Annotated in this window: 22 protein-coding genes; 18 read left to right on the forward strand and 4 right to left on the reverse strand. The window is 69.7% G+C overall.

Annotated features, from left to right (window positions below):
- Nucleotides 1–75 precede the first annotated feature (75 nt).
- Nucleotides 76–1,794 (reverse strand): glycerol-3-phosphate dehydrogenase/oxidase, encoded by a 1,719-nt coding sequence (locus tag WFG93_RS05915; RefSeq protein WP_336645395.1) that lies wholly within the window; start codon nt 1,792–1,794, stop codon nt 76–78.
- A gap of 100 nt (nt 1,795–1,894) precedes the next feature.
- Here WFG93_RS05915 and WFG93_RS05920 point away from each other — a divergent pair, with 100 nt between their 5' ends.
- Nucleotides 1,895–2,863 carry a sugar-binding transcriptional regulator gene (locus WFG93_RS05920; RefSeq protein ID WP_336645396.1) on the forward strand — a complete coding sequence of 323 codons (969 nt, stop codon included), beginning with the start codon at nt 1,895–1,897 and terminating at the stop codon, nt 2,861–2,863.
- 46 nt (nt 2,864–2,909) lie between these two features.
- On the opposite strand, the gene WFG93_RS05925 is transcribed toward WFG93_RS05920, so the two are convergent.
- On the reverse strand, nt 2,910–4,001 hold the full coding sequence (locus WFG93_RS05925; RefSeq protein WP_442928238.1) for a glutamate--cysteine ligase: 1,092 nt from the start codon (nt 3,999–4,001) through the stop codon (nt 2,910–2,912).
- Nucleotides 4,002–4,266: 265 nt separating this feature from the next.
- Here WFG93_RS05925 and rpsP point away from each other — a divergent pair, with 265 nt between their 5' ends.
- From rpsP to WFG93_RS05950, 5 genes are all read left to right on the forward strand, one after another.
- The gene (rpsP, locus tag WFG93_RS05930; RefSeq protein WP_336645398.1) at nt 4,267–4,689 is read left to right on the forward strand and encodes a 30S ribosomal protein S16; all 423 of its coding nucleotides are present in this window, start codon (nt 4,267–4,269) and stop codon (nt 4,687–4,689) included.
- A gap of 6 nt (nt 4,690–4,695) precedes the next feature.
- Nucleotides 4,696–4,926: an RNA-binding protein gene (locus WFG93_RS05935; RefSeq protein WP_336645399.1), complete on the forward strand. Its 231-nt coding sequence runs from the start codon at nt 4,696–4,698 to the stop codon at nt 4,924–4,926.
- A gap of 1 nt (nt 4,927) precedes the next feature.
- Nucleotides 4,928–5,491, forward strand: coding sequence for a ribosome maturation factor RimM (gene rimM / locus WFG93_RS05940; protein WP_336645400.1), 564 nt, complete (start codon nt 4,928–4,930; stop codon nt 5,489–5,491).
- A 16-nt stretch (nt 5,492–5,507) separates the two neighbouring features.
- Nucleotides 5,508–6,194: a tRNA (guanosine(37)-N1)-methyltransferase TrmD gene (gene trmD, locus WFG93_RS05945; RefSeq protein ID WP_336645401.1), complete on the forward strand. Its 687-nt coding sequence runs from the start codon at nt 5,508–5,510 to the stop codon at nt 6,192–6,194.
- A 158-nt stretch (nt 6,195–6,352) separates the two neighbouring features.
- On the forward strand, nt 6,353–7,090 hold the full coding sequence (locus WFG93_RS05950) for a class I SAM-dependent methyltransferase (RefSeq protein ID WP_336645402.1): 738 nt from the start codon (nt 6,353–6,355) through the stop codon (nt 7,088–7,090).
- A 14-nt stretch (nt 7,091–7,104) separates the two neighbouring features.
- Here WFG93_RS05950 and map read toward each other — a convergent pair whose 3' ends face one another.
- The gene (gene map / locus WFG93_RS05955) at nt 7,105–7,887 is read right to left on the reverse strand and encodes a type I methionyl aminopeptidase (RefSeq protein ID WP_336645403.1); all 783 of its coding nucleotides are present in this window, start codon (nt 7,885–7,887) and stop codon (nt 7,105–7,107) included.
- 101 nt (nt 7,888–7,988) lie between these two features.
- Here map and WFG93_RS05960 point away from each other — a divergent pair, with 101 nt between their 5' ends.
- From WFG93_RS05960 to WFG93_RS06000, 9 genes are all read left to right on the forward strand, one after another.
- Nucleotides 7,989–8,483 (forward strand): MFS transporter permease, encoded by a 495-nt coding sequence (locus WFG93_RS05960; protein WP_336645404.1) that lies wholly within the window; start codon nt 7,989–7,991, stop codon nt 8,481–8,483.
- 189 nt (nt 8,484–8,672) lie between these two features.
- Nucleotides 8,673–9,020 (forward strand): 50S ribosomal protein L19, encoded by a 348-nt coding sequence (gene rplS, locus WFG93_RS05965; RefSeq protein ID WP_336645405.1) that lies wholly within the window; start codon nt 8,673–8,675, stop codon nt 9,018–9,020.
- A gap of 121 nt (nt 9,021–9,141) precedes the next feature.
- Nucleotides 9,142–9,873, forward strand: coding sequence for a signal peptidase I (lepB, locus tag WFG93_RS05970; RefSeq protein WP_336645406.1), 732 nt, complete (start codon nt 9,142–9,144; stop codon nt 9,871–9,873).
- Complete coding sequence (locus WFG93_RS05975; RefSeq protein WP_336645407.1) at nt 9,870–10,529, forward strand: ribonuclease HII; 660 nt, start codon at nt 9,870–9,872, stop codon at nt 10,527–10,529. The genes lepB and WFG93_RS05975 overlap by 4 nt, the downstream gene beginning before the upstream one ends.
- 43 nt (nt 10,530–10,572) lie before the next feature.
- A complete protein-coding gene (locus tag WFG93_RS05980; protein ID WP_071644723.1) occupies nt 10,573–10,899 on the forward strand; it encodes a DUF2469 family protein in 327 nt (108 codons plus the stop codon).
- Nucleotides 10,900–10,991: 92 nt separating this feature from the next.
- Nucleotides 10,992–11,354: a YraN family protein gene (locus tag WFG93_RS05985; protein ID WP_336645408.1), complete on the forward strand. Its 363-nt coding sequence runs from the start codon at nt 10,992–10,994 to the stop codon at nt 11,352–11,354.
- The gene (locus tag WFG93_RS05990; RefSeq protein WP_336645409.1) at nt 11,351–12,880 is read left to right on the forward strand and encodes a YifB family Mg chelatase-like AAA ATPase; all 1,530 of its coding nucleotides are present in this window, start codon (nt 11,351–11,353) and stop codon (nt 12,878–12,880) included. The genes WFG93_RS05985 and WFG93_RS05990 overlap by 4 nt, the downstream gene beginning before the upstream one ends.
- Entirely contained in the window at nt 12,877–14,061 is a 1,185-nt protein-coding gene (gene dprA / locus WFG93_RS05995; protein WP_336645410.1) for a DNA-processing protein DprA, read from the forward strand. The genes WFG93_RS05990 and dprA overlap by 4 nt, the downstream gene beginning before the upstream one ends.
- 69 nt (nt 14,062–14,130) lie before the next feature.
- A complete protein-coding gene (locus WFG93_RS06000; protein ID WP_336645411.1) occupies nt 14,131–15,033 on the forward strand; it encodes a tyrosine recombinase XerC in 903 nt (300 codons plus the stop codon).
- Between the two features lie 18 nt (nt 15,034–15,051).
- On the opposite strand, the gene WFG93_RS06005 is transcribed toward WFG93_RS06000, so the two are convergent.
- The gene (locus WFG93_RS06005) at nt 15,052–15,567 is read right to left on the reverse strand and encodes a murein hydrolase activator EnvC family protein (protein WP_336645412.1); all 516 of its coding nucleotides are present in this window, start codon (nt 15,565–15,567) and stop codon (nt 15,052–15,054) included.
- Between the two features lie 334 nt (nt 15,568–15,901).
- Here WFG93_RS06005 and rpsB point away from each other — a divergent pair, with 334 nt between their 5' ends.
- The 3 genes from rpsB to pyrH all read left to right on the forward strand — a co-directional run bounded on the left by rpsB (nt 15,902) and on the right by pyrH (nt 18,546).
- A complete protein-coding gene (rpsB, locus tag WFG93_RS06010; RefSeq protein WP_336645413.1) occupies nt 15,902–16,867 on the forward strand; it encodes a 30S ribosomal protein S2 in 966 nt (321 codons plus the stop codon).
- Between the two features lie 45 nt (nt 16,868–16,912).
- Nucleotides 16,913–17,740: a translation elongation factor Ts gene (gene tsf, locus WFG93_RS06015; protein WP_336645414.1), complete on the forward strand. Its 828-nt coding sequence runs from the start codon at nt 16,913–16,915 to the stop codon at nt 17,738–17,740.
- Between the two features lie 89 nt (nt 17,741–17,829).
- Complete coding sequence (gene pyrH, locus WFG93_RS06020; protein WP_336645415.1) at nt 17,830–18,546, forward strand: UMP kinase; 717 nt, start codon at nt 17,830–17,832, stop codon at nt 18,544–18,546.
- The last annotated feature ends 7 nt before the right edge of the window (nt 18,547–18,553 follow it).

The raw sequence follows: 18,553 nt of genomic DNA on the forward strand, positions 1-18,553 counted from the left end.
TTCGTGCGCGCCAGCCCTCCCCAAGCGGGCGCTAGATGGGGGTATACATCGCGAGGAGAGCGACGATGAGACCCGTCAGCCGAGATGGCGGGACGGGAATTCGGGCAGGCTCAGACCGTGGCGCTCGTTGAGCAGACGGCGGGTGTCTTCGACTTCGGCATCGCGTCGGGCGGCGTCCCAGCCGAGCAGCGGCGCGAGCGCGTCGACCAGCTCCTCGAGCACACCGCGGTCGACGTCGCCGGTGAAGGCGAGACTGGTGCGCCGCAGCACGATGTCCTGCAGGCGCACGGCATGCTCGTGCTCGACCATCCAGGCGAGTTCGCGAGTGGAGAGGTCTCCGGATGCGAGTGGGGCGTCGTCCCCCTCGCGGATGAAGTCCCAGACCTCCGCCGCCCGGGTGCCGTACCGGGTGAGCAGGCGCTCTGCCCGCTCACCGGCGCCGGGCAGGTGCTGTCCGAGCCAGGTGTGGCGGGCGCGTGCGGTGCGCGGGAAGCCCTCGCCGCCGCCGATCGGTCGGCCGCTCGTCGACACGGACCGGCTGCGCCCGAGCAGATCGAGCACGACATCGGAAAGCGATTCGCCGAGTGCGCGGAAGGTGGTCCACTTGCCGCCGACCAGGCTGACCAGCGGCACGCTGCCCTGTCGGTCGACCTCGATGCGATAGTCGCGGGAGACGAAGCCCGGCGCGGTGTCCTCGTGGCGGGGGAGCGGGCGGATGCCCGAGAAGCTGTACACGATCTGATCGCGGCTGACCGCGATGGTGGGGAAGACGTGATGGATGAGGTCGAAGAAGTAGTCGATCTCCTCCTCGGTGCACACCGCGACCTCTCGCGGGTCCGCGTCGATGTCGGTGGTGCCCACCAGCACGCGACCCTTGAGCGGGTAGATCAGCACGATGCGGCCGTCGGAGTGCTCGAAGAAGATCTCGCGCCCGCCGGTGGCTTCGAGCAGCTCAGGGTGATCGAGCACGATGTGCGAGCCCTTGGTGCCGCCCATGAAGCGGGTCTCGTCGCCGAGGGCCCCGTTGGTCAGATCGGTCCACGGGCCGGACGCGTTGACCACGACATCGGCGGCGATGGTGAACTCCGTGCCGCTCTCGAGGTCACGCAGGCGCACGCCGTCGGGGCCGCGACCGATGGCTTCGACGTAGTTCAGCGCCTTGGCGCCGCTGTGCGCAGCGAGGCCGTCCTGCAGCACGTCGAGGGCGAGCCGCTCCGGGTCGTGCATGGAGGCGTCGTAGTAGGTGGCGGTGTACTTGATGTGCGGATCGAGCTCGGGCAGTTCTGCCAGCGAGCGCTTGCGACCCAGGAACCGGTGGCGGGGAACCATGCCGCCGTCGCGCGAGAAGGTGTCGTAGATCGTCAGGCCCAGCTTGATCAGGAACGCACCGCGCTCCTTCGGCTTTCCGCTGCGGTGGGTGAGGAAGCGCAGCGGTGCGGAGAGGATGCCTGAGAACGTGGAGTAGATCGGGATGGTGGTCTGCAGCGGCTTGACGTAATGCGGTGCGATCCGCAGCAGCCCGTTGCGCTCCTGCACCGACTCGCGCACGAGGCGGAACTCGCCGTTCTCGAGATAGCGGATGCCGCCGTGGATCATGTGGCTCGATGCGGAGGAGGCTCCGGATGCGAAGTCGCCACGCTCGACCAGGAGGACGTCCACGTTCTGCAGCGCGAGATCCCGGAACGTGGATATTCCGTTGATGCCCGCTCCGATGATGAGCACCGTGGTGCGTCCTGCCTCTCGAACGGCGCGGACCGCGTCACGTTCGGGCGCTGAGTGTGTCGACTCGATCATCTTCGACCTCTCTATCTTCGGGTGACCCCCAGCATCGACCTCCATCGCATCGTGTGCAAGCGAAGTGCACATATGTGCAAGTATTGTGATCGGAGGAGCAATGCCGGAGAGGAACGCACGCGAGCGCAAGCTCATCGCCGCTCTCACCGCGGCGCAGCTCTACTACATGCAGGATCAGACCATGGAGGTCATCGCACGCGAGCTCGGCACCTCGCGCTCATCGGTCTCCCGGCTGCTCAGCTTCGCCCGCGAGGTCGGGCTCGTCGACATCCGGATCAACTCGCCCCTGGAGCGTCTGGGGATGCTCGAGCAGCGGGTCGGAGAACGACACGGCGTCGCCGCGCACATCGTGCCGATCCCGGAGCGCGTCAGCGAGGTCGAGCGGCTCGAGCGCGTCGCCCTCACTGCGGGTCGGTTGCTGTCGCAGTTCGTGGAGTCGAACATGGTCGTCGGCGTCGCCTGGGGCTCGACGATCAGCATGGTCAGCCGGTCACTCGTGCAGAAGGAGACCCACGGCACGACCTTCGTGCAGCTCAACGGCGCCGGCAACACCCAGACCAGCGGTCTGGAGTACTCCAGCGACATCCTGCAGCGCTTCGGTCAGGCGTTCAGTGCGCAGGTGGAGCAGTTCCCGGTGCCGGCGTTCTTCGACAGCCCGGACACCCGCGACGCCATGTGGCGCGAGCGCAGCACCCGGCGCGTGCTCGCCTATCAGGCCAAAATGGACATCGCGGTCTTCGGGCTCGGCTCCCCGCAGTCCGACGTGCCCAGTCGGGTCTACGTCGGCGGCTACCTTGGGCGCGACGATTACCAGAGCCTCAGTGAGGACGGCGTGATCGGCGACGTGGCGACGGTGTTCTTCCGCGCAGACGGCAGCTGGCGCGACGTGCGCCTCAACGCGCGCTCCACCGGCCCGGGGCTGGACCGGCTGCGGCGAGTGCCACGGCGCGTGTGCATCGTGTCCGGCTCCGCCAAGCTCGGCTCCCTGCGTGCCGCCATCGCCGCCGGACTCATCACCGACGTCGTGCTCGACGAGACCCTCGCGCGGCGACTGGTCGACGCAGAGTGAGGATCGCCGTGCTGCGCACGGAGTGACCCTCGAAGCGCCGATGCGCTCAGTCGGCGACGGACCCGGCGGGGCCGGCGCGGAACTCCCGGATGAGGTGGTGCACCACCTCGCGCAGATCGCCGTCCGCGGCATCCGCAGCCTCCAGCTGACGCGAATAGCTCGCGCCCCGCTCGAGTATCCGTCGCACCCCGGCCAGCTCGCGGGTGCAGCGCAGGTCCTCGGCGATGGGCGACAGGTCCTCGAGCAGCGCCTCCACATGCGCGCTGACCGGCACCTGCGAGCCCGCGCGATCGACGATCACCCGGGCATCCAGGCCGTAGCGCGCAGCGCGCCACTTGTTCTCGCGGTGGAACCACGGCTGCAGAGTGGGCAGCGGCCGGCCCTCGTCGATCTCGCGCGAGAAGAACTCCACAAGGGTCTGCGTGAGCGCGGCGACGGATGCCAGCTCGGCGAGGGTCGACATGCCGTCGCAGGCACGCACCTCGATCGTGCCCCACTTGGGCGCCGGGCGGATGTCCCAGCGGATCTCCGAGGGATCCTCCAGCACGCCGGTGCGGGTCATGTCGTCGACGTACGTCTCGAACTGCGCCCAGGACTCGATCGACCACGGCAGACCCGCGGTGGGCAGCTGCTGGAAGACAAGGGCACGGTTCGATGCGTAACCGGTGCGCTCACCGGCCCAGTACGGACTCGACGCCGACAGCGCCTGAAGATGCGGCAGGAAGGAGGAGAGCGCCCCGATGATCGGGAGCACCTTGTCGCGGTCGTCCACACCGATGTGCACGTGGATGCCCCAGATCATCATGTTGCGCCCCCACCACTGGGTGCGCTCGATGAGCTTCCGATACCGGTTCTTGTCGGTGACGCGCTGGTCGTACCACTGCGCGAAGGGGTGACTTCCCGCCGAGAGCAGCTCGATGCCGGCCGGATCCGTCGAGCGGCGCACCGCTGCGATCGCCTGGGCGATGTCATCCACGGCATCCGCGACCGTCGGCCCCACACCGCTGGTGACCTCGATGGTGTTGGTCAGCAGCTCGCCGGTCACGGTGTGCCGCTCGTGGGCGCTCTGCTGCTCGAGCAGAGTCAGCAGCTCCGGCGCGCGTCCGACGAGGTCGCCCGTCGCGGGGTCGGCGAGCATGACCTCCCATTCGAGCCCGACGGTGGAGCGGGCGGAGGCGGCGAAATCGATCGGCACGCGCACAGTCTGACACGCGGGGATGACGGGGCGCGCCGCGCGCGACGTGTCGTTTCGCGCGCGGCTCGGGGATCTGGCAGAATAGAGGGTCGGACGGCTGCTCGACCCTCTATCCAGCATCCGTCCCCCCTTCAGAGCTTCCGCCGGATGTGCACCCCACTCTCCAGGCGACCGGTTCATCTTTCTTTCCACACCATTCAGGAGAATCGTGGCTGTCAAGATCCGCCTCAAGCGCATGGGCAAGATCCGTGCACCCCACTACCGCATCGTCATCGCCGACTCGCGCACCAAGCGCGACGGTCGCGTGATCGAGGAGATCGGTCAGTACCACCCCACCGAGAACCCCTCGGTGATCACGGTCGACTCCGAGCGTGCGCAGTACTGGCTCTCGGTCGGCGCGCAGCCGACCGAGCAGGTCACCGCGCTGCTCAAGCTGACCGGCGACTGGGGCCGGTTCAAGGGCGACAAGGACGCGAAGTCGACCGTCCAGGTCGCCGAGCCGAAGGCGCCGTTCGAGATCGACGCGGCGAAGAAGTCCGTCATCAAGCCCAAGGCCGAGAAGAAGGCCGAGCAGGCTCCTGCCGAGGCTCCCGCCGACGACGCGGCCGAGACCGCTTCCGACGCAGAGTAATCCGCCGTGCTCGCCGCCGCGCTCGAACACGTCGTCAAGGGGATCGTCGATCACCCGGATGACGTCCGCATCACCGCATCCGCATCGCCTCGCGGCGACCTGCTCGAGGTGCACGTGCACCCGGATGACCGTGGTCGCGTGATCGGGCGCGGCGGCCGCACCGCCAAGGCGCTGCGCACCCTGATCTCCGCCCTCGCCGACGGACGCCGCGTGCGCGTCGACGTCGCGGACGGCTGACGTGGCCGCCGAGAGGAACCAGCTCCGCGTCGGCCGTCTGCTCAAGGCCCACGGACTCAAGGGCGCGCTGAAGCTCGAGCTGTACACCGACGCCCCCGAGCGCCGGTTCGTACCCGGAGCCGAGTTCACGCTGCAGGTGCCCGAGGCGTCCAGCTGGCACGGCAAGAGCGTCACCATCCGCGACTACCGCGTGATGAACGGCAACTCCGTCGTGTTCCTGGAGGGCGTCGAGGATCGCACCACTGCCGAATCACTCGTGCGAGCCATCCTCTGGATGGACGAGGACGACGAGGTGGAGGACGACGCCTGGTACGCGCATCAGCTCGTCGGGCTGGACGTCGTGCGCGACGACGTCGTCGTCGGCCGCGTCGCGCGGGTCGAGCACCTCCCCGCGCAGGACCTGCTGATCGTGAAGACCGACTCGGCCGAGGTGATGGTCCCGTTCGTCGAGGCGATCGTGCCGACCGTCGACGTCGCCGCCGGCCGTGTCATCGTCACCCCGCCCCCCGGGCTCTTCGAAGAGCTCCAGGCAGCGGATGCGAGTGACGACACGCCATCCGAATGAGCGACGGGATTCTGCGATGAGAGTCGACGTCGTCTCGATCTTCCCGTCCTATTTCGACGGGCTCGCGCTCTCGCTGCTGGGCAAGGCGCGCGACTCGGGCATCCTCGACCTCCACGTGCACGACCTGCGCGGCTGGACCTCCGATCGGCATCGCACCGTCGACGACACGCCCTACGGCGGTGGCGCCGGAATGGTGATGAAGCCCGAACCCTGGGGACTCGCACTCGACGAGCTCATGAGCCCGTCGAACAGGCCGACCATCATCTTCCCCTCACCCGCGGGCGAGGTCTTCACACAGGCCACGGCGCGCGAGCTCGCAACTCGTGAGCACCTGATCTTCGGCTGCGGACGCTACGAGGGCATCGACGAGCGCGTCTTCGAGTATGCGGCCGATCTCGGCGAGGTCCGCGTGCTCAGCCTCGGCGACTACGTGCTGAACGGGGGAGAGGTCGCGGTGATGGCGATGGTGGAGGCCATCGGCCGTCTGATCCCGGGCGTGGTCGGCAACCCCGAGAGCCTCGTCGAGGAGTCTCACGAGGACGGTCTGCTCGAGTACCCCTCCTACACCAAGCCGTCGCTCTGGCGCGGGCGCGAGGTGCCCCCGGTGCTGCTGAGCGGACACCACGGCGCGATCGCCGCCTGGCGACGGGAGCAGCAGCTCGAGCGCACGCGGCTGCGCCGTCCGGATCTGCTCGCCGACTGACGAGCACGGCGCTGACATACTGCTGTCATGCCGTTCGCTCTCGCCCTGACCGTCATCCTGGCGCTGCTCGCGGCCTTCCAGCTGGCACTCGGTGTCGGCGCATCGGCAATCGCCGCCTGAGAACACGGCGCTCTCTCGCCGGCTGTTACGGTCGTGTGATGGCTGATCAGCTCCTGGCGCGATCGTTCCTCGATGCGGGGGAGGACTACGACCGGTATCGTCCCGGCTTCCCCGCAACGGCGGCGGATGCCATCGTGCCGCGGCCGGTGCGCACCGCTCTCGACCTGGGCGCCGGCACGGGCAAGTTCACCGAGCTTCTGATCGAGCGGGCCGCGCGCGTCATCGCCGTCGAGCCGTCCGAGCGGATGCTCGCAGTGCTGCGGCGCAAGCTGCCGGGAGCCGAGGCGGTCATCGGTTCGGCCGAGGCCATCCCCGTCGCCGATGCAGCGGCGTCCGTCGTCACCGTCGCCCAGGCGTTCCACTGGTTCGACAGGGAAGCGGCATGTGCACAGATCCACCGGGTGCTCGAGCCCGGCGGTGTCCTCGGCCTGGTCTGGAATCGCTCGGACCCCTCCTGCAGCTGGGACCACGCCTGTCATCGGATCGCCCATCCGGCGGTCGGAGACACCGACGAGACGACCGATTCGGCAGCCGAGGAGCTGCCGGGCTTCGTGTTCGAGGAGCTGACGACCATCCGCTGGTCGGAGGGCATCACCCGCGCCGACTACCTCTCACGGTGGCTGACCGTGAGCTCGTTCCTCGCCGCCTCGGAAGCCGAGCGCGCGCGGATGCTCGCAGCGCTCGGGCAGATCCTCGACGGGAATTCGGAGACTGCTGATCACGATCGCTTCGAGCTGCCGCATCTGACCGACGTGTACGTGTACCGGGCGCGTTGAGCGCAGCGCTCGGGTCAGTCCACGCCGAGGAATGAGCGGTCGGTCAGCACGATCGGGCCGTCCTTCGTCACCGCGACGGTGTGCTCGGAGTGCGAGCCGCGCGAGCCGTCGGCGCTGCGCAGCGTCCAGCCGTCCGGATCGGTGAGGAGCTCGTCCGTGGTGGCGAGGAACCACGGCTCGAGGGCGAACACGAGTCCCTCGCGCAGCGGGAAGCCGCGCCCGGCGCGCCCGTCGTTGGGCACGTGCGGGTCGCCGTGCATGATGCGGCCGACACCGTGGCCGCCGAAGTCGGTGTTGATCGAGTAGCCCTCGCCGTGTGCGACCGCGGCGATGGAGGCCGAGATGTCGCCGATCCGGTTGCCGACTACGGCAGCGGCGATCGCGGCATCCAGTGCGCGCTCCGTCGTGTCGATGAGGCGCAGATCCTCGTCGCGAGGCGTGCCGACGACGAACGACACTGCGGAATCGGCCACCCAGCCGTCGACGGACACCGCGAAGTCCAGCGAGACGAGGTCGCCGTCGCGCAGCGCGTAGTCGTGCGGGAGCCCGTGCAGCACGGCGTCGTTGATGGAGGTGCAGATGACCTTCCCGAAGGGGCCGCGCCCGAAGGAGGGTGCGTAGTCGATGTAACAGGACTCGGCGCCGGCTCTGCGGATCAGGTCGTGCGCGCGAGCGTCGATCGAGAGCAGGTTGGTCCCCACCTTCGTCTCGTCGCGCAGGGTCGCCAGAGTCTCGGCGACGAAGCGTCCGGCGGCGCGCATCTCGTCGATCTCGGCGGGTGTGCGCAGTTCGATCATGGGTGTTCCTCTCGTCGGCATCCATTCTCCCCGATGCGGGGTGCCGGATGCTCACAGCGAACAGCACACCATCCCGCGACCGGCGGACGTAGCATCGGTGCATGGTGATGCGACAGGCCTTCTTCCGATGGCTCCTGCCGGCTGCGTTCGTGCTGCCGCTGTGGCTGCTGGTGGGCTGGGCGATCTTCGGCCAGAGCGGCTGGGGCCTGCTGTGGGTGCTGCTGATCGCGATGCCGTCGGTGTTCATCGCGCAGCTCGCGCTGACGCTGATGACCCGCTCGCGCCCGTCGGTGCGTGCCGAGCGCGCCCTGTCGTGGTCGGACGTCGCAGGATTCGGGGTATGGCATGTGCTCACGATCCTGGTCGGCTGCTTCATCGACGGCGCCTTCCCCTGGCTGCTCACCGGTGCGGTCGTGGCCGTGCTCGCGCTGTTCTGGCTGCAGCTGCGTCAGCTGTGGAGCGAGGCGCGCGGGGCCGGAGCGCGACTGCGCGAGACCATCGCCTGGTCGACCCTCTCGAACCCGCCGCGGACGCACGACTCGGCCGCGGATCCGAGGGTCATGATCGTCGAGGAGACCCGCACGCGCGACTCCTGATCCCTGCGACGATCCCCCTCTCGCACGATTGGCGCGCGGGGGTCGACCGTGGCAGAATGGATGCTTGTGCCGTGAACCGGTTCTGCCTCAGGGGAACCCGCGGACGCCTCGCGCGCCGCTCGGCACACACCCGTTCTCATCCCTTTGATTCATGCATCCGACCTGTGGCGAGTGCAGAGAGAGACGATCATGCAGATCCTCGACGTCGTCGACGCGGCTTCGCTCCGTTCCGACATTCCTGTCTTCCACCCCGGCGACACCGTCAAGGTGCACGTGAACATCACCGAGGGCTCGCGCTCCCGTATCCAGGTGTTCCAGGGCGTCGTCATCGGCCGTCAGGGCGATGGCGTGCGCGAGACCTTCACGGTGCGCAAGATCAGCTTCCAGGTGGGCGTGGAGCGCACCTTCCCGGTGCACTCGCCGGTGATCGACCACATCGAGGTCGTCACCCGCGGAGACGTGCGCCGCGCGAAGCTGTACTACCTGCGCAACCTGCGCGGCAAGAAGGCCAAGATCAAGGAGAAGCGCGAGAACTGACTCGCCGCAGCCTTGCACCAGAACCCCGGGACACGCTCGTCCCGGGGTTCTGTCGTCGACAGGACGGTGTGCGACCCTTGTAGTGCCGCGCTCGCGCGACCACCCGATGAAGAGGAACCAGATGACATCCGATGCCCCCGCGGCAACCCGACGGCCGCAGCGGCGCAGGGGCGCACTCGTCTTCCTGCGGGATGTGCTGGTGATCATCCTCATCGCCGCGCTGGTGTCGTTCGTCGTCAAGACATTCGTGGTGCGCTCGTTCTACATCCCGTCCGGTTCGATGGAGCGCACCCTGCTCATCAACGACCGCATCCTCGTGGACGAGCTCACGCCGCGCTGGAGCGGCTACGACCGCGGTGACGTGGTCGTGTTCCGCGACCCGGGCGGTTGGCTGCCGCCCGCACCGCAGCGGCCGGCCCGGCCAGCGATGATCGAGGCCGTCGACTGGGCGCTCACCTTCGTGGGCATCTCCACCACCGACGCGCAGGATCACCTGGTCAAGCGGGTGATCGGCATGCCGGGTGATCACGTGGTGTGCTGCAACGCGCTGGGACAGATCACCGTGAACGGCTCGCCGATCAACGAGCTCAGCTACCTCGATCTGCCGCAGGGCGACACTGCCGCGTCGAACACCGAGTTCGATGTCACCGTCCCCGCCGACCGCATCTGGGTGATGGGCGACAACCGCGACCGCTCCCAGGACTCCCGCGCGCATCAGGATCTGCCCGGCGGTGGCTTCGTGCCGCTGGAGGACGTCGTCGGGCGGGCGTTCCTCACCACCTGGCCGCTGGACCGGTTCGGTCTGATCGACACCCACGACGAGGTGTTCCGCGCCGTTCCGGAGCGGGAATGAACGTCGTCGCGCCCACCCTGACCCTCGAGCGCCGGCTGCTGAAGGAGTTCGAGCTGATCATCGCGCTCGACGAGGTCGGTCGCGGCGCGCTCGCGGGACCCGTCGCAGTGGGCGCCGCGGTGATGGATGCCGCGGGCGCCCGCCGCCGCGTGATCGCGGGTCTGCGTGACTCGAAGATGATCACCGAGCGGCGGCGCCCGGAGATGGCCGAGCGCGCCCGCGCCTGGGTGCCGGTGTCTGCGGTCGGCTGGGCCAGCTCGGCGGAGATCGACGAGGTGGGCATCATGCGGGCGCTGGGGCTCGCCGCATCGCGGGCGGTGCAGGCGGTGGTCGATCGCGGCGTCGGGCTGGAGCGCACACTGGTCATCCTGGACGGCAACTACGACTACGTGTCCCGGGTGCACGCCGCGCCGCTGACCGTGCGCACGGTCGTCAAGGGCGATCGGGACTGCGCCTCTGTGTCTGCCGCGTCGGTGATCGCGAAGGTCGCCCGGGATGAATTCATGGCGACGCAGCATCCGGAGCATCCCGCGTACCAGTGGGACCGGAACAAGGGCTACGCGAGCCCGGAGCATCGCCAGGCGATCCGGGAACGGGGCCTTTCGCCGCTGCACCGGGCGTCATGGGCGATCGCGGACGCGCCCACGCTGTTCTGACGAATCCGCGTTCCGGCTGCCGTGCTCCTAGGATGGAGTCATCATGGATGAGGATGCCTTCGACGACTACGACCGCGAGCTCGAGCTCGCGCTGTTCCGCGAGTACCGGGACGTCGTCGGCCAGTTCCAGTACGTCGTCGAGACCGAGCGGCGGTTCTACCTCGCCAACGAGGTGAACGTGGTGCGTCGCGACACCGAGCACGACTTCTACTTCGAGATCTCGATGACCGACGTGTGGGTGTGGGACATCTACCGCGCCGACCGGTTCGTGAAGGCGGTGCGCGTGCTGACGTTCAAGGACGTCAACGTCGAGGAGCTGCAGCGCCGCGAGTTCGAGCTGCCCGAGGAGCTCTCGCTCGACGGCAAGTGACGGTCGTCCCCAATCCGGGGACATCGGCGGGTTCTCCACAATCACCGTGATCGCCACGTGCCGGCGTCCGAGCCGCACCGCAGGCTGTCGTCATGGCAGCCAAAGACGAGTTCGGGCGAGCGGGTGAGGAGCGCGCGGCGCAGCATCTGAGATCCCTCGGATACACCGTGCTCGACCGCAACTGGCGATGCCCGCAGGGTGAACTCGACATCATCGCGGCGCGGCAGGATCTGCTGTGCGTCGTGGAGGTGAAGACCCGGCGCTCAGAGCGCTTCGGCCACCCGCTCGAGGCGATCGACGAGCGCAAGCGCCGCCGGCTGTGGCGGCTCGCGTTCGCATGGGCACAGGCGCACCCCGAGTCGGCGCGCGGGCGCAGCCTGCGGCTGCAGGCGATCGCCCTGACCGGACCGGATGCCGCCACCGCCCGCCTCGAGCACCTCGAGGACGTGCGGTGAGCACGGCGCGCACCTGGGCAGTCGCCCTGACCGGGGTGGACGGACACATGGTCGAGGTGGAGGCGGATCTCAGCAATCAGACCCCGGCCTTCCAGATCATCGGCCTGCCTGACAAGGCGCTCGGCGAGGCCGCCCAGCGTGTGCGCAACGCCTGTGTGAACGCCGGGCTGGACTTCCCGCGACGCCACCTGACGGTCAACCTCTCGCCCGCCAACCTGCCCAAGGCGGGCAGCGGGTTCGACCTCAGCGTCGCGGTCGCCACCCTCGCCACCACGGGCGCGCTGCGCCGCGATTCAGTGCGGCGCACAGTGCACATCGGCGAGCTCGGGCTCGACGGCCGGCTGCGCCCGGTACCCGGCGTTCTTCCCGCCGTGTACGCGGCCGCTCGAGCCGGGTTCGAGCGGATCGTGGTACCGCATGCCAACGCAGCGGAGGCCCGCCTGGTGCCCGATGTGCAGGTGCACGCCGCAGCGACGCTGGCGGAGGTGGCGGCGGCGCACGGCGCGGACATCGCCGTCGCCGACACGGAGCCGGTGGCGCTGCCGAGCCGGCCGCTCGAGGCTCTCGAGCCACTGGAGCTCGCCGATGTGATCGGTCAGGACGAAGCCGTGCACGCGCTGATCACCGCGGCCGCCGGTGGGCATCACATGATGCTGAGCGGACCGCCGGGGGCGGGCAAGACCATGCTCGCCCGGCGGCTTCCCGGCATCCTTCCTGCGCTGACCGAGCACGAGGCGCTCGAGGTCGCCGCGATCCGCTCACTCACCGGCGACGCCGTCACCCGGCTCGACACCGTCGCGCCCTTCGAGGCGCCGCATCACAGCGCGTCCGCAGCAGCGCTGGTCGGCGGCGGTTCGCGCACCGCCCGCCCGGGGGCGATCGTGCGTGCTCATCGCGGCGTGCTCTTCCTCGATGAGGCGCCCGAGTTCCAGCGCGTCGCGCTGGACGCGCTGCGCCAGCCGCTGGAATCCGGACGCATCGAGATCAGCAGGGCGGGATTCGCCGCGAGCTTCCCGGCGCGGTTCCAGCTCGTCATGGCGATGAACCCCTGCCCATGCGGACAGTACGGTGTGCGCGGCGGGGAGTGCAGCTGCCCGCCCACCGCGATCCGCCGCTACGCCGGGCGACTGTCGGGGCCGCTGCGCGACCGCATAGACATCGACCTGCAGGTGGCGCGCGTCGCCGCGTCTCGGGCGACATCGGGGGAGCGGTCGGCGCTCAGCTCGGCGGAGGCGCGCCGCCTCGTCGCCGCTGCCAGGGAGAGTGCCGCACAACGCTGGTACGGCACACCGTGGCGCGTCAACGCGGATGTGCCGGGAGAGCGCCTGCGCCAGGGTTCGCTGCGCCTGCCGGCAGCGGTCCGCGCGCCGCTGGACCGCGCGCTCGAGCGTGGGAGGGTCACGCTGCGGGCCTACGACCGGGTGCTGCGAATCGCCTGGACCCTCGCCGACCTCGCCGGACGCTCGACGCCCGGGGCCGACGAGCTCGGACAGGCGCTGTTCCTGAAGAAAGGACTGCTCGCATGACGCGGACGCGCAGAGGACTCCCGCTGATCCACGACGACGACATCCGTCGCGCCGCAGGGCGGCTGCGACCCGACGCGGACACCGAGGAGGTCACCGCTCGGGTTGCCTGGTCAGTGCTGATCGAACCGGGCGATGCGGTGGCCGGCGCGCTCATCCGGGCATGCGGGGCCACTGATGCGTTGCGTATCGCGTTCGGGCAGACCGGCCTTCTCTCGAGCGCCCTGGTGCCGCCGCGTGCTCTGCACGAGGCCCTGGCCCGTTGGCTTCCGCGCGCGCAGCCGCGCGCTGTGCTCGACGCGCTGATCTCCGCCCAGGAGGTCGGCGCCCGAGTCCTGCTGCCCACGGACGACCTCTGGCCGCGCGGCCTGGACGATCTCGAGGCCCACGCTCCCGTGCTGCTGTGGTCGCGCGGCGACCCGACGGTGCTGGGCGCCCTCACGGCAGCGGCGATCGTCGGCGCGCGCGCTGCCACCTCCTATGGCGAGGCTGTCGCGGGCGAGATCGCCGGTGACCTGGCAGCCCGGGGGACGCTCGTCGTCTCGGGCGGGGCGTACGGGATCGACGGTGCTGCCCACCGTGCGGCGCTCGGTAGCGGCGGCGCGACGGCGGCCTTCCTCGCGGGCGGAGTGGACCGCTCGTACCCCATCGGCCACCAGCAGCTCTTCGAGAGGATCCGGCAGGCGGGGGTGGTGCTCAGCGAGGTGCCGTGCGGGTCGGCGCCCACCAAATGGCGCTTCCTCGCGCGCAACCGCATGATCGCCGCCGCGTCCCTGGCGACGGTGGTCGTCGAAGCGGGCTGGCGCAGCGGCACGCTGAACACCGCCGGGCATGCCTCCGCTCTCGGCCGCCCGCTCGGCGCGGTGCCGGGGCCGGTGACGTCGGCCGCGTCGGCGGGATGCCACCGGCTGCTGCGCGAATACGACGCGATCTGCGTGACTGACGCACGCCAGGTGCGCGAGCTCTGGGGCGAGGACGACGAGTCGGAGCAGCAGCCGCACCCCGCGATCGATCACGATCGCACCCGGTTGCTGGATGCTTTGAGCATCCGCAGCCCGCGCGAGCCGATCGACCTGGCTCGCCGCAGCGGTCTGTCGGTGGATCGGGTGCGCGCGCTGCTCGGCGTGCTGGACCTCGAGGGCGAAGTGCAGCAGCGAGCGGCGGGCTGGGTGCGCAGCCCGTGATAGGGGTGCGGGCGGCGCACCACCGCGTGGGAGCCGCCCGGAACAGCGGGGAAGCGCCATCCTGGTGAGGTGCGGTACTCGAGCGCGGTGGAATCCTTCACCTCCTACTTGGAGCAGGTGCGGCGCCTGTCACCGGCCACGGTGCGGGCGTACCGCGGCGACCTCACGGATCTCGGCGCCCTGGTGGGCGATGCGCTGCTGCGAGACGTCGACCTCGAGGACCTGCGCTCGTGGCTCTGGCAGGCCACCCAGCGCGGGGATGCCCGGTCGACGATGGCCCGCAGAGCCGCCGCAGCGCGCTCGTTCTTCCGCTGGGCGCACGAGAGCGAGCTGATACCGCTAGACCCCAGCCTGCGCCTGGTGACACCGAAGCTGCCCCGCACCCTGCCCGCCGTCGCATCGGCGGACGGCATGCGCGAACTGCTCGAGGCCTGCGGAAGGGAAGCGGCGGACGGCGACCCGATCGCACTGCGCGATCACGCGGTGCTGGAGCTGCTCTACGCCACGGGCGCGCGGGTGTCGGAGATCTGCGGCGTCGATCTCGACGACGTGGACCTGCACCGGCGTACCGTACGCGTGATGGGGAAGGGGGCCAAAGAGCGTGTCATCCCGTTCGGCGCCCCCGCCGCGCGCGCCGTCGGCGCCTACCTCACCCGGGCCCGTCCCGCTCTGCTGGCGCGTGCGGCCCGTGCCACTCCTGCGTTGCTGCTCGGCCCGCGCGGCGGACGGATCGGCCCGCGCGCGGTGTACGCGCTGGTCGACCGGGTGCTGGGGCCGCTCGTGGGCGCCGAACACATCGGGCCGCACGCGCTGCGGCACTCCGCCGCGACCCATCTGCTCGACGGCGGAGCCGACCTGCGTGCCGTGCAGGAGCTCCTCGGCCACGCCAGCCTGGGCACCACGCAGATCTACACGCACGTGTCGTCCGAACGCCTCGCCGCCGCGTACCGGCTCGCGCATCCGCGGGCGTGAGCGCCACGCCGACATCGGTCACGGAAATGGGGAGCAGCAGGGCAGCAGGATGGCGCGCGGCACGTGCCCGAACAGCGGATGGGGATTGACATACTCCCCGTTCACCCGCACTCCCACGTGCAGCGTGCCGGCAGCGGCATGTCCGCCGGCGGCCACCACCCCGAGCAGTGCGCCCGCCTCGACTGCCTGACCGGGCGGAAGAGTGGAGAGCACCGGCTCCCAGGTGCTCACGTGCCCGCGGCCGTGGTCGACGGTGATCAGCGGACGATCCACCACGGTGCCGCGGAAGGCGACCACGCCGGCGGCCGGTGCGCGCACCTGTGCGCCCGCGTCTGCGGCGACATCCATCCCGCGGTGGCCCGGACCGTACTCGTGCGCGGGTGCGCGAAAGGGCTCGACGACCGTGCGCGGAGCGGCCACCGGCCACCGCCACGGATAGCCGGGAACCGCTGCGGAGCCGTCGTCGCCGCCAGCACCGGCTTGGCCGGGCAGGAGCGACAGACACAGCAGAAGGGCGATCGACGCGCAGCGCATCCCTACACTGTGGGCGATCCCGCCGTCCCAGCTCCGGCGGAACCCGGGCGCGGGGGAGAACCGCGGAAACGGTCGGGGCTGTGCAGACGGGGCTGTGCAGACGAGGCAGTGCGACGCCGGTGACCGCGCATCGGGCGGAAGGTGATCCTGTACACTGGGAGAGCACCTCGAAATCGGGGTGACTACGCGTGCCCACAGCGACTTCGGTCGTGGCATCCACTCCCACAGGTCCCCTTCTTCGAAGGGGCGGGTGTGCGCCGGGCGCCAGGACTGCCGGTCGACCGACCGGCGACTCAACCTCAACGACGCGAAGCGTCAGAACAAGGAGACGACCATGGCTGTGGTCACCATCCGCCAGCTGCTCGACAGCGGTGTGCACTTCGGACACCAGACCCGCCGGTGGAACCCGAAGGTGAAGCGCTTCATCCTCACCGAGCGCTCGGGCATTCACATCATCGACCTGCAGCAGTCGCTGTCGTACATCGACCAGGCGTACGACTTCGTCAAGGAGACGGTCGCCCGCGGCGGGACCATCCTCTTCGTCGGCACCAAGAAGCAGGCGCAGGAGATCCTCGCCGAGCAGGCCGACCGCGTGGGTCAGCCCTACGTCAACCAGCGCTGGCTGGGCGGCCTCCTCACGAACTTCTCCACCATCGCGAAGCGTCTCGCCCGTATGAAGGAGCTCGAGGAGCTCGACTACGACAACCCCGCCGCCTCGGGCTTCACCAAGAAGGAGCTGCTGCTCAAGAAGCGCGAGCTCGACAAGCTGCACAAGTCGCTCGGCGGCATCCGCAACCTGTCGAAGACCCCGTCGGCCCTCTGGGTCGTCGACGCCAAGCGCGAGCACCTCGCGATCGACGAGGCCAAGAAGCTCGGCATCCCCGTGATCGGCATCCTCGACACCAACGCCGACCCGGACGACTTCCAGTACCCGATCCCCGGCAACGACGACGCCATCCGCTCGGTCTCGCTGCTGACGCGCATCATCGCCGACGCCGCCGCCGAGGGCCTGCAGCAGAAGCACAACCCGGACGCCGGCGACGCCGAGCCCCTCGCCGAGTGGGAGCGCGAGCTGCTCACCGGTGGCGAGGCGGATGCTGCTGAGACCCCGGCTGAGGCTCCTGCAGCCGACGAGGCCGCTGAGGCTCCTGCAGCCGACGAGGCCACTGAGGCTCCTGCAGCCGACGAGGCCGCTGAGGCTCCCGCCACGGACGAGGCCGCTGAGGCTCCCGCCGCCGACGAGGCTCCTGCAGCCGACGAGGCCGCCGCTGAGGCTCCGGCCGAGGCAGACGCCAAGTAAGTCATCCCCACACACGCACAGACACGAAGCAAGGAGCCACCACACATGGCCAACTTCACCATCGCCGACATCAAGGCGCTGCGCGAGCAGCTCGGCACCGGAATGGTCGACACCAAGAAGGCGCTCGAGGAGGCTGACGGAGACGTCGAGAAGGCTACCGAGATCCTGCGCCTGAAGGGTGCGAAGGGCAACGCGAAGCGCGCCGATCGCTCCACCAGCGAGGGCCTGGTCGCGGCACGCGAGGTCGACGGCGGCGTCACGCTGATCGAGCTCGCCTGCGAGACCGACTTCGTCGCCAAGAACGACCGTTTCATCACGCTCGCCGACAAGGTCGCGGACGCCGTCTCCGCGGTGAGCGCCGACTCGCTCGAGGCGGCCCTGGCCGCTCCGGCCGGCGACGCGACCGTCGAGCAGCTCATCTCCGACGAGGCTGCCATCATCGGCGAGAAGGTCGAACTCCGCCGGGTGCGCACGCTCAAGGGCGACGCGGTGTCGGTGTACCTGCACCGCACCAGCAAGGACCTGCCTCCGCAGATCGGTGTCGCCGTCGCCTACTCGGGTGACGACGCCGAGACCGCGCGCAGCATCGCGCAGCACATCTCGTTCGCGAACCCCTCGTACCTCACCCGCGAGGACGTCCCCGCGGCCGAGGTCGAGAAGGAGCGCGACATCGTCACCGAGATCTCGCGCAACGAGGGCAAGCCCGAGGCTGCCCTGCCGAAGATCGTCGAGGGGCGCGTAACCGCGTTCTTCAAGCAGGTCGCCCTGCTCGAGCAGGACTACGCGAAGGACAACAAGCTGTCCGTGGCGCAGGTGGCGAAGGATGCCGGTATCACCGTCACCGACTTCGCCCGCTTCAAGGTCGGCGCGTAACATCCTTCAGGGGGTTCGGATCTGTGATCCGAACCCCCTTCTTCATGCCCACGAGGCACTATCTTGAGAGCGACGAGAGGAACTCATCCATGACCGAAGGCACTGGACGCCGACGCGTCCTCCTGAAGCTGTCCGGCGAGGCGTTCGGTGGTGGCCAGCTCGGCGTCAACCCCGACATCGTCAGCCAGATCGCTCGCGACATCGCCGCAGCGGTCGATCGCGTCGAGGTCGCCGTGGTCGTCGGCGGTGGCAACTTCTTCCGCGGGGCGGAGCTGAGCCAGCGGGGCATGGACCGCGGTCGTGCGGACTACATGGGCATGCTCGGCACGGTCATGAACGCCCTCGCCCTGCAGGACTTCCTCGAGCAGGCCGGAGCGGCGACGCGGGTGCAGTCGGCGATCTCGATGACGCAGGTCGCTGAGCCGTACATCCCGCTGCGCGCGGAGCGCCACATGGAGAAGGGCCGGGTGGTGATCTTCGGCGCGGGCGCCGGACTGCCCTACTTCTCCACTGACACCGTCGCCGCGCAGCGCGCTCTCGAGATCGGTGCGCGGGAGGTGCTCGTCGCCAAGAACGGCGTGGATGCCATCTACACCGCCGACCCCAACAAGGACGCCACCGCAGAGCGGATCGAGCAGGTCACGTACCGCGACGCGCTGCAGCGCGGTCTCAAAGTCGTCGACTCGACCGCGTTCAGTCTGTGCATGGACAACAGCATGGACATGCGCGTGTTCGGCATGGAGCCGGCCGGCAACGTCACCAGGGCACTGCTCGGCGAGCCGATCGGCACACTCGTCACCCCCTGACGGCGCG

Origin of the sequence: Microbacterium sp. USHLN186, assembly GCF_037145155.1 — a bacterium.
In the GTDB taxonomy this organism is placed as follows: domain Bacteria; phylum Actinomycetota; class Actinomycetes; order Actinomycetales; family Microbacteriaceae; genus Microbacterium.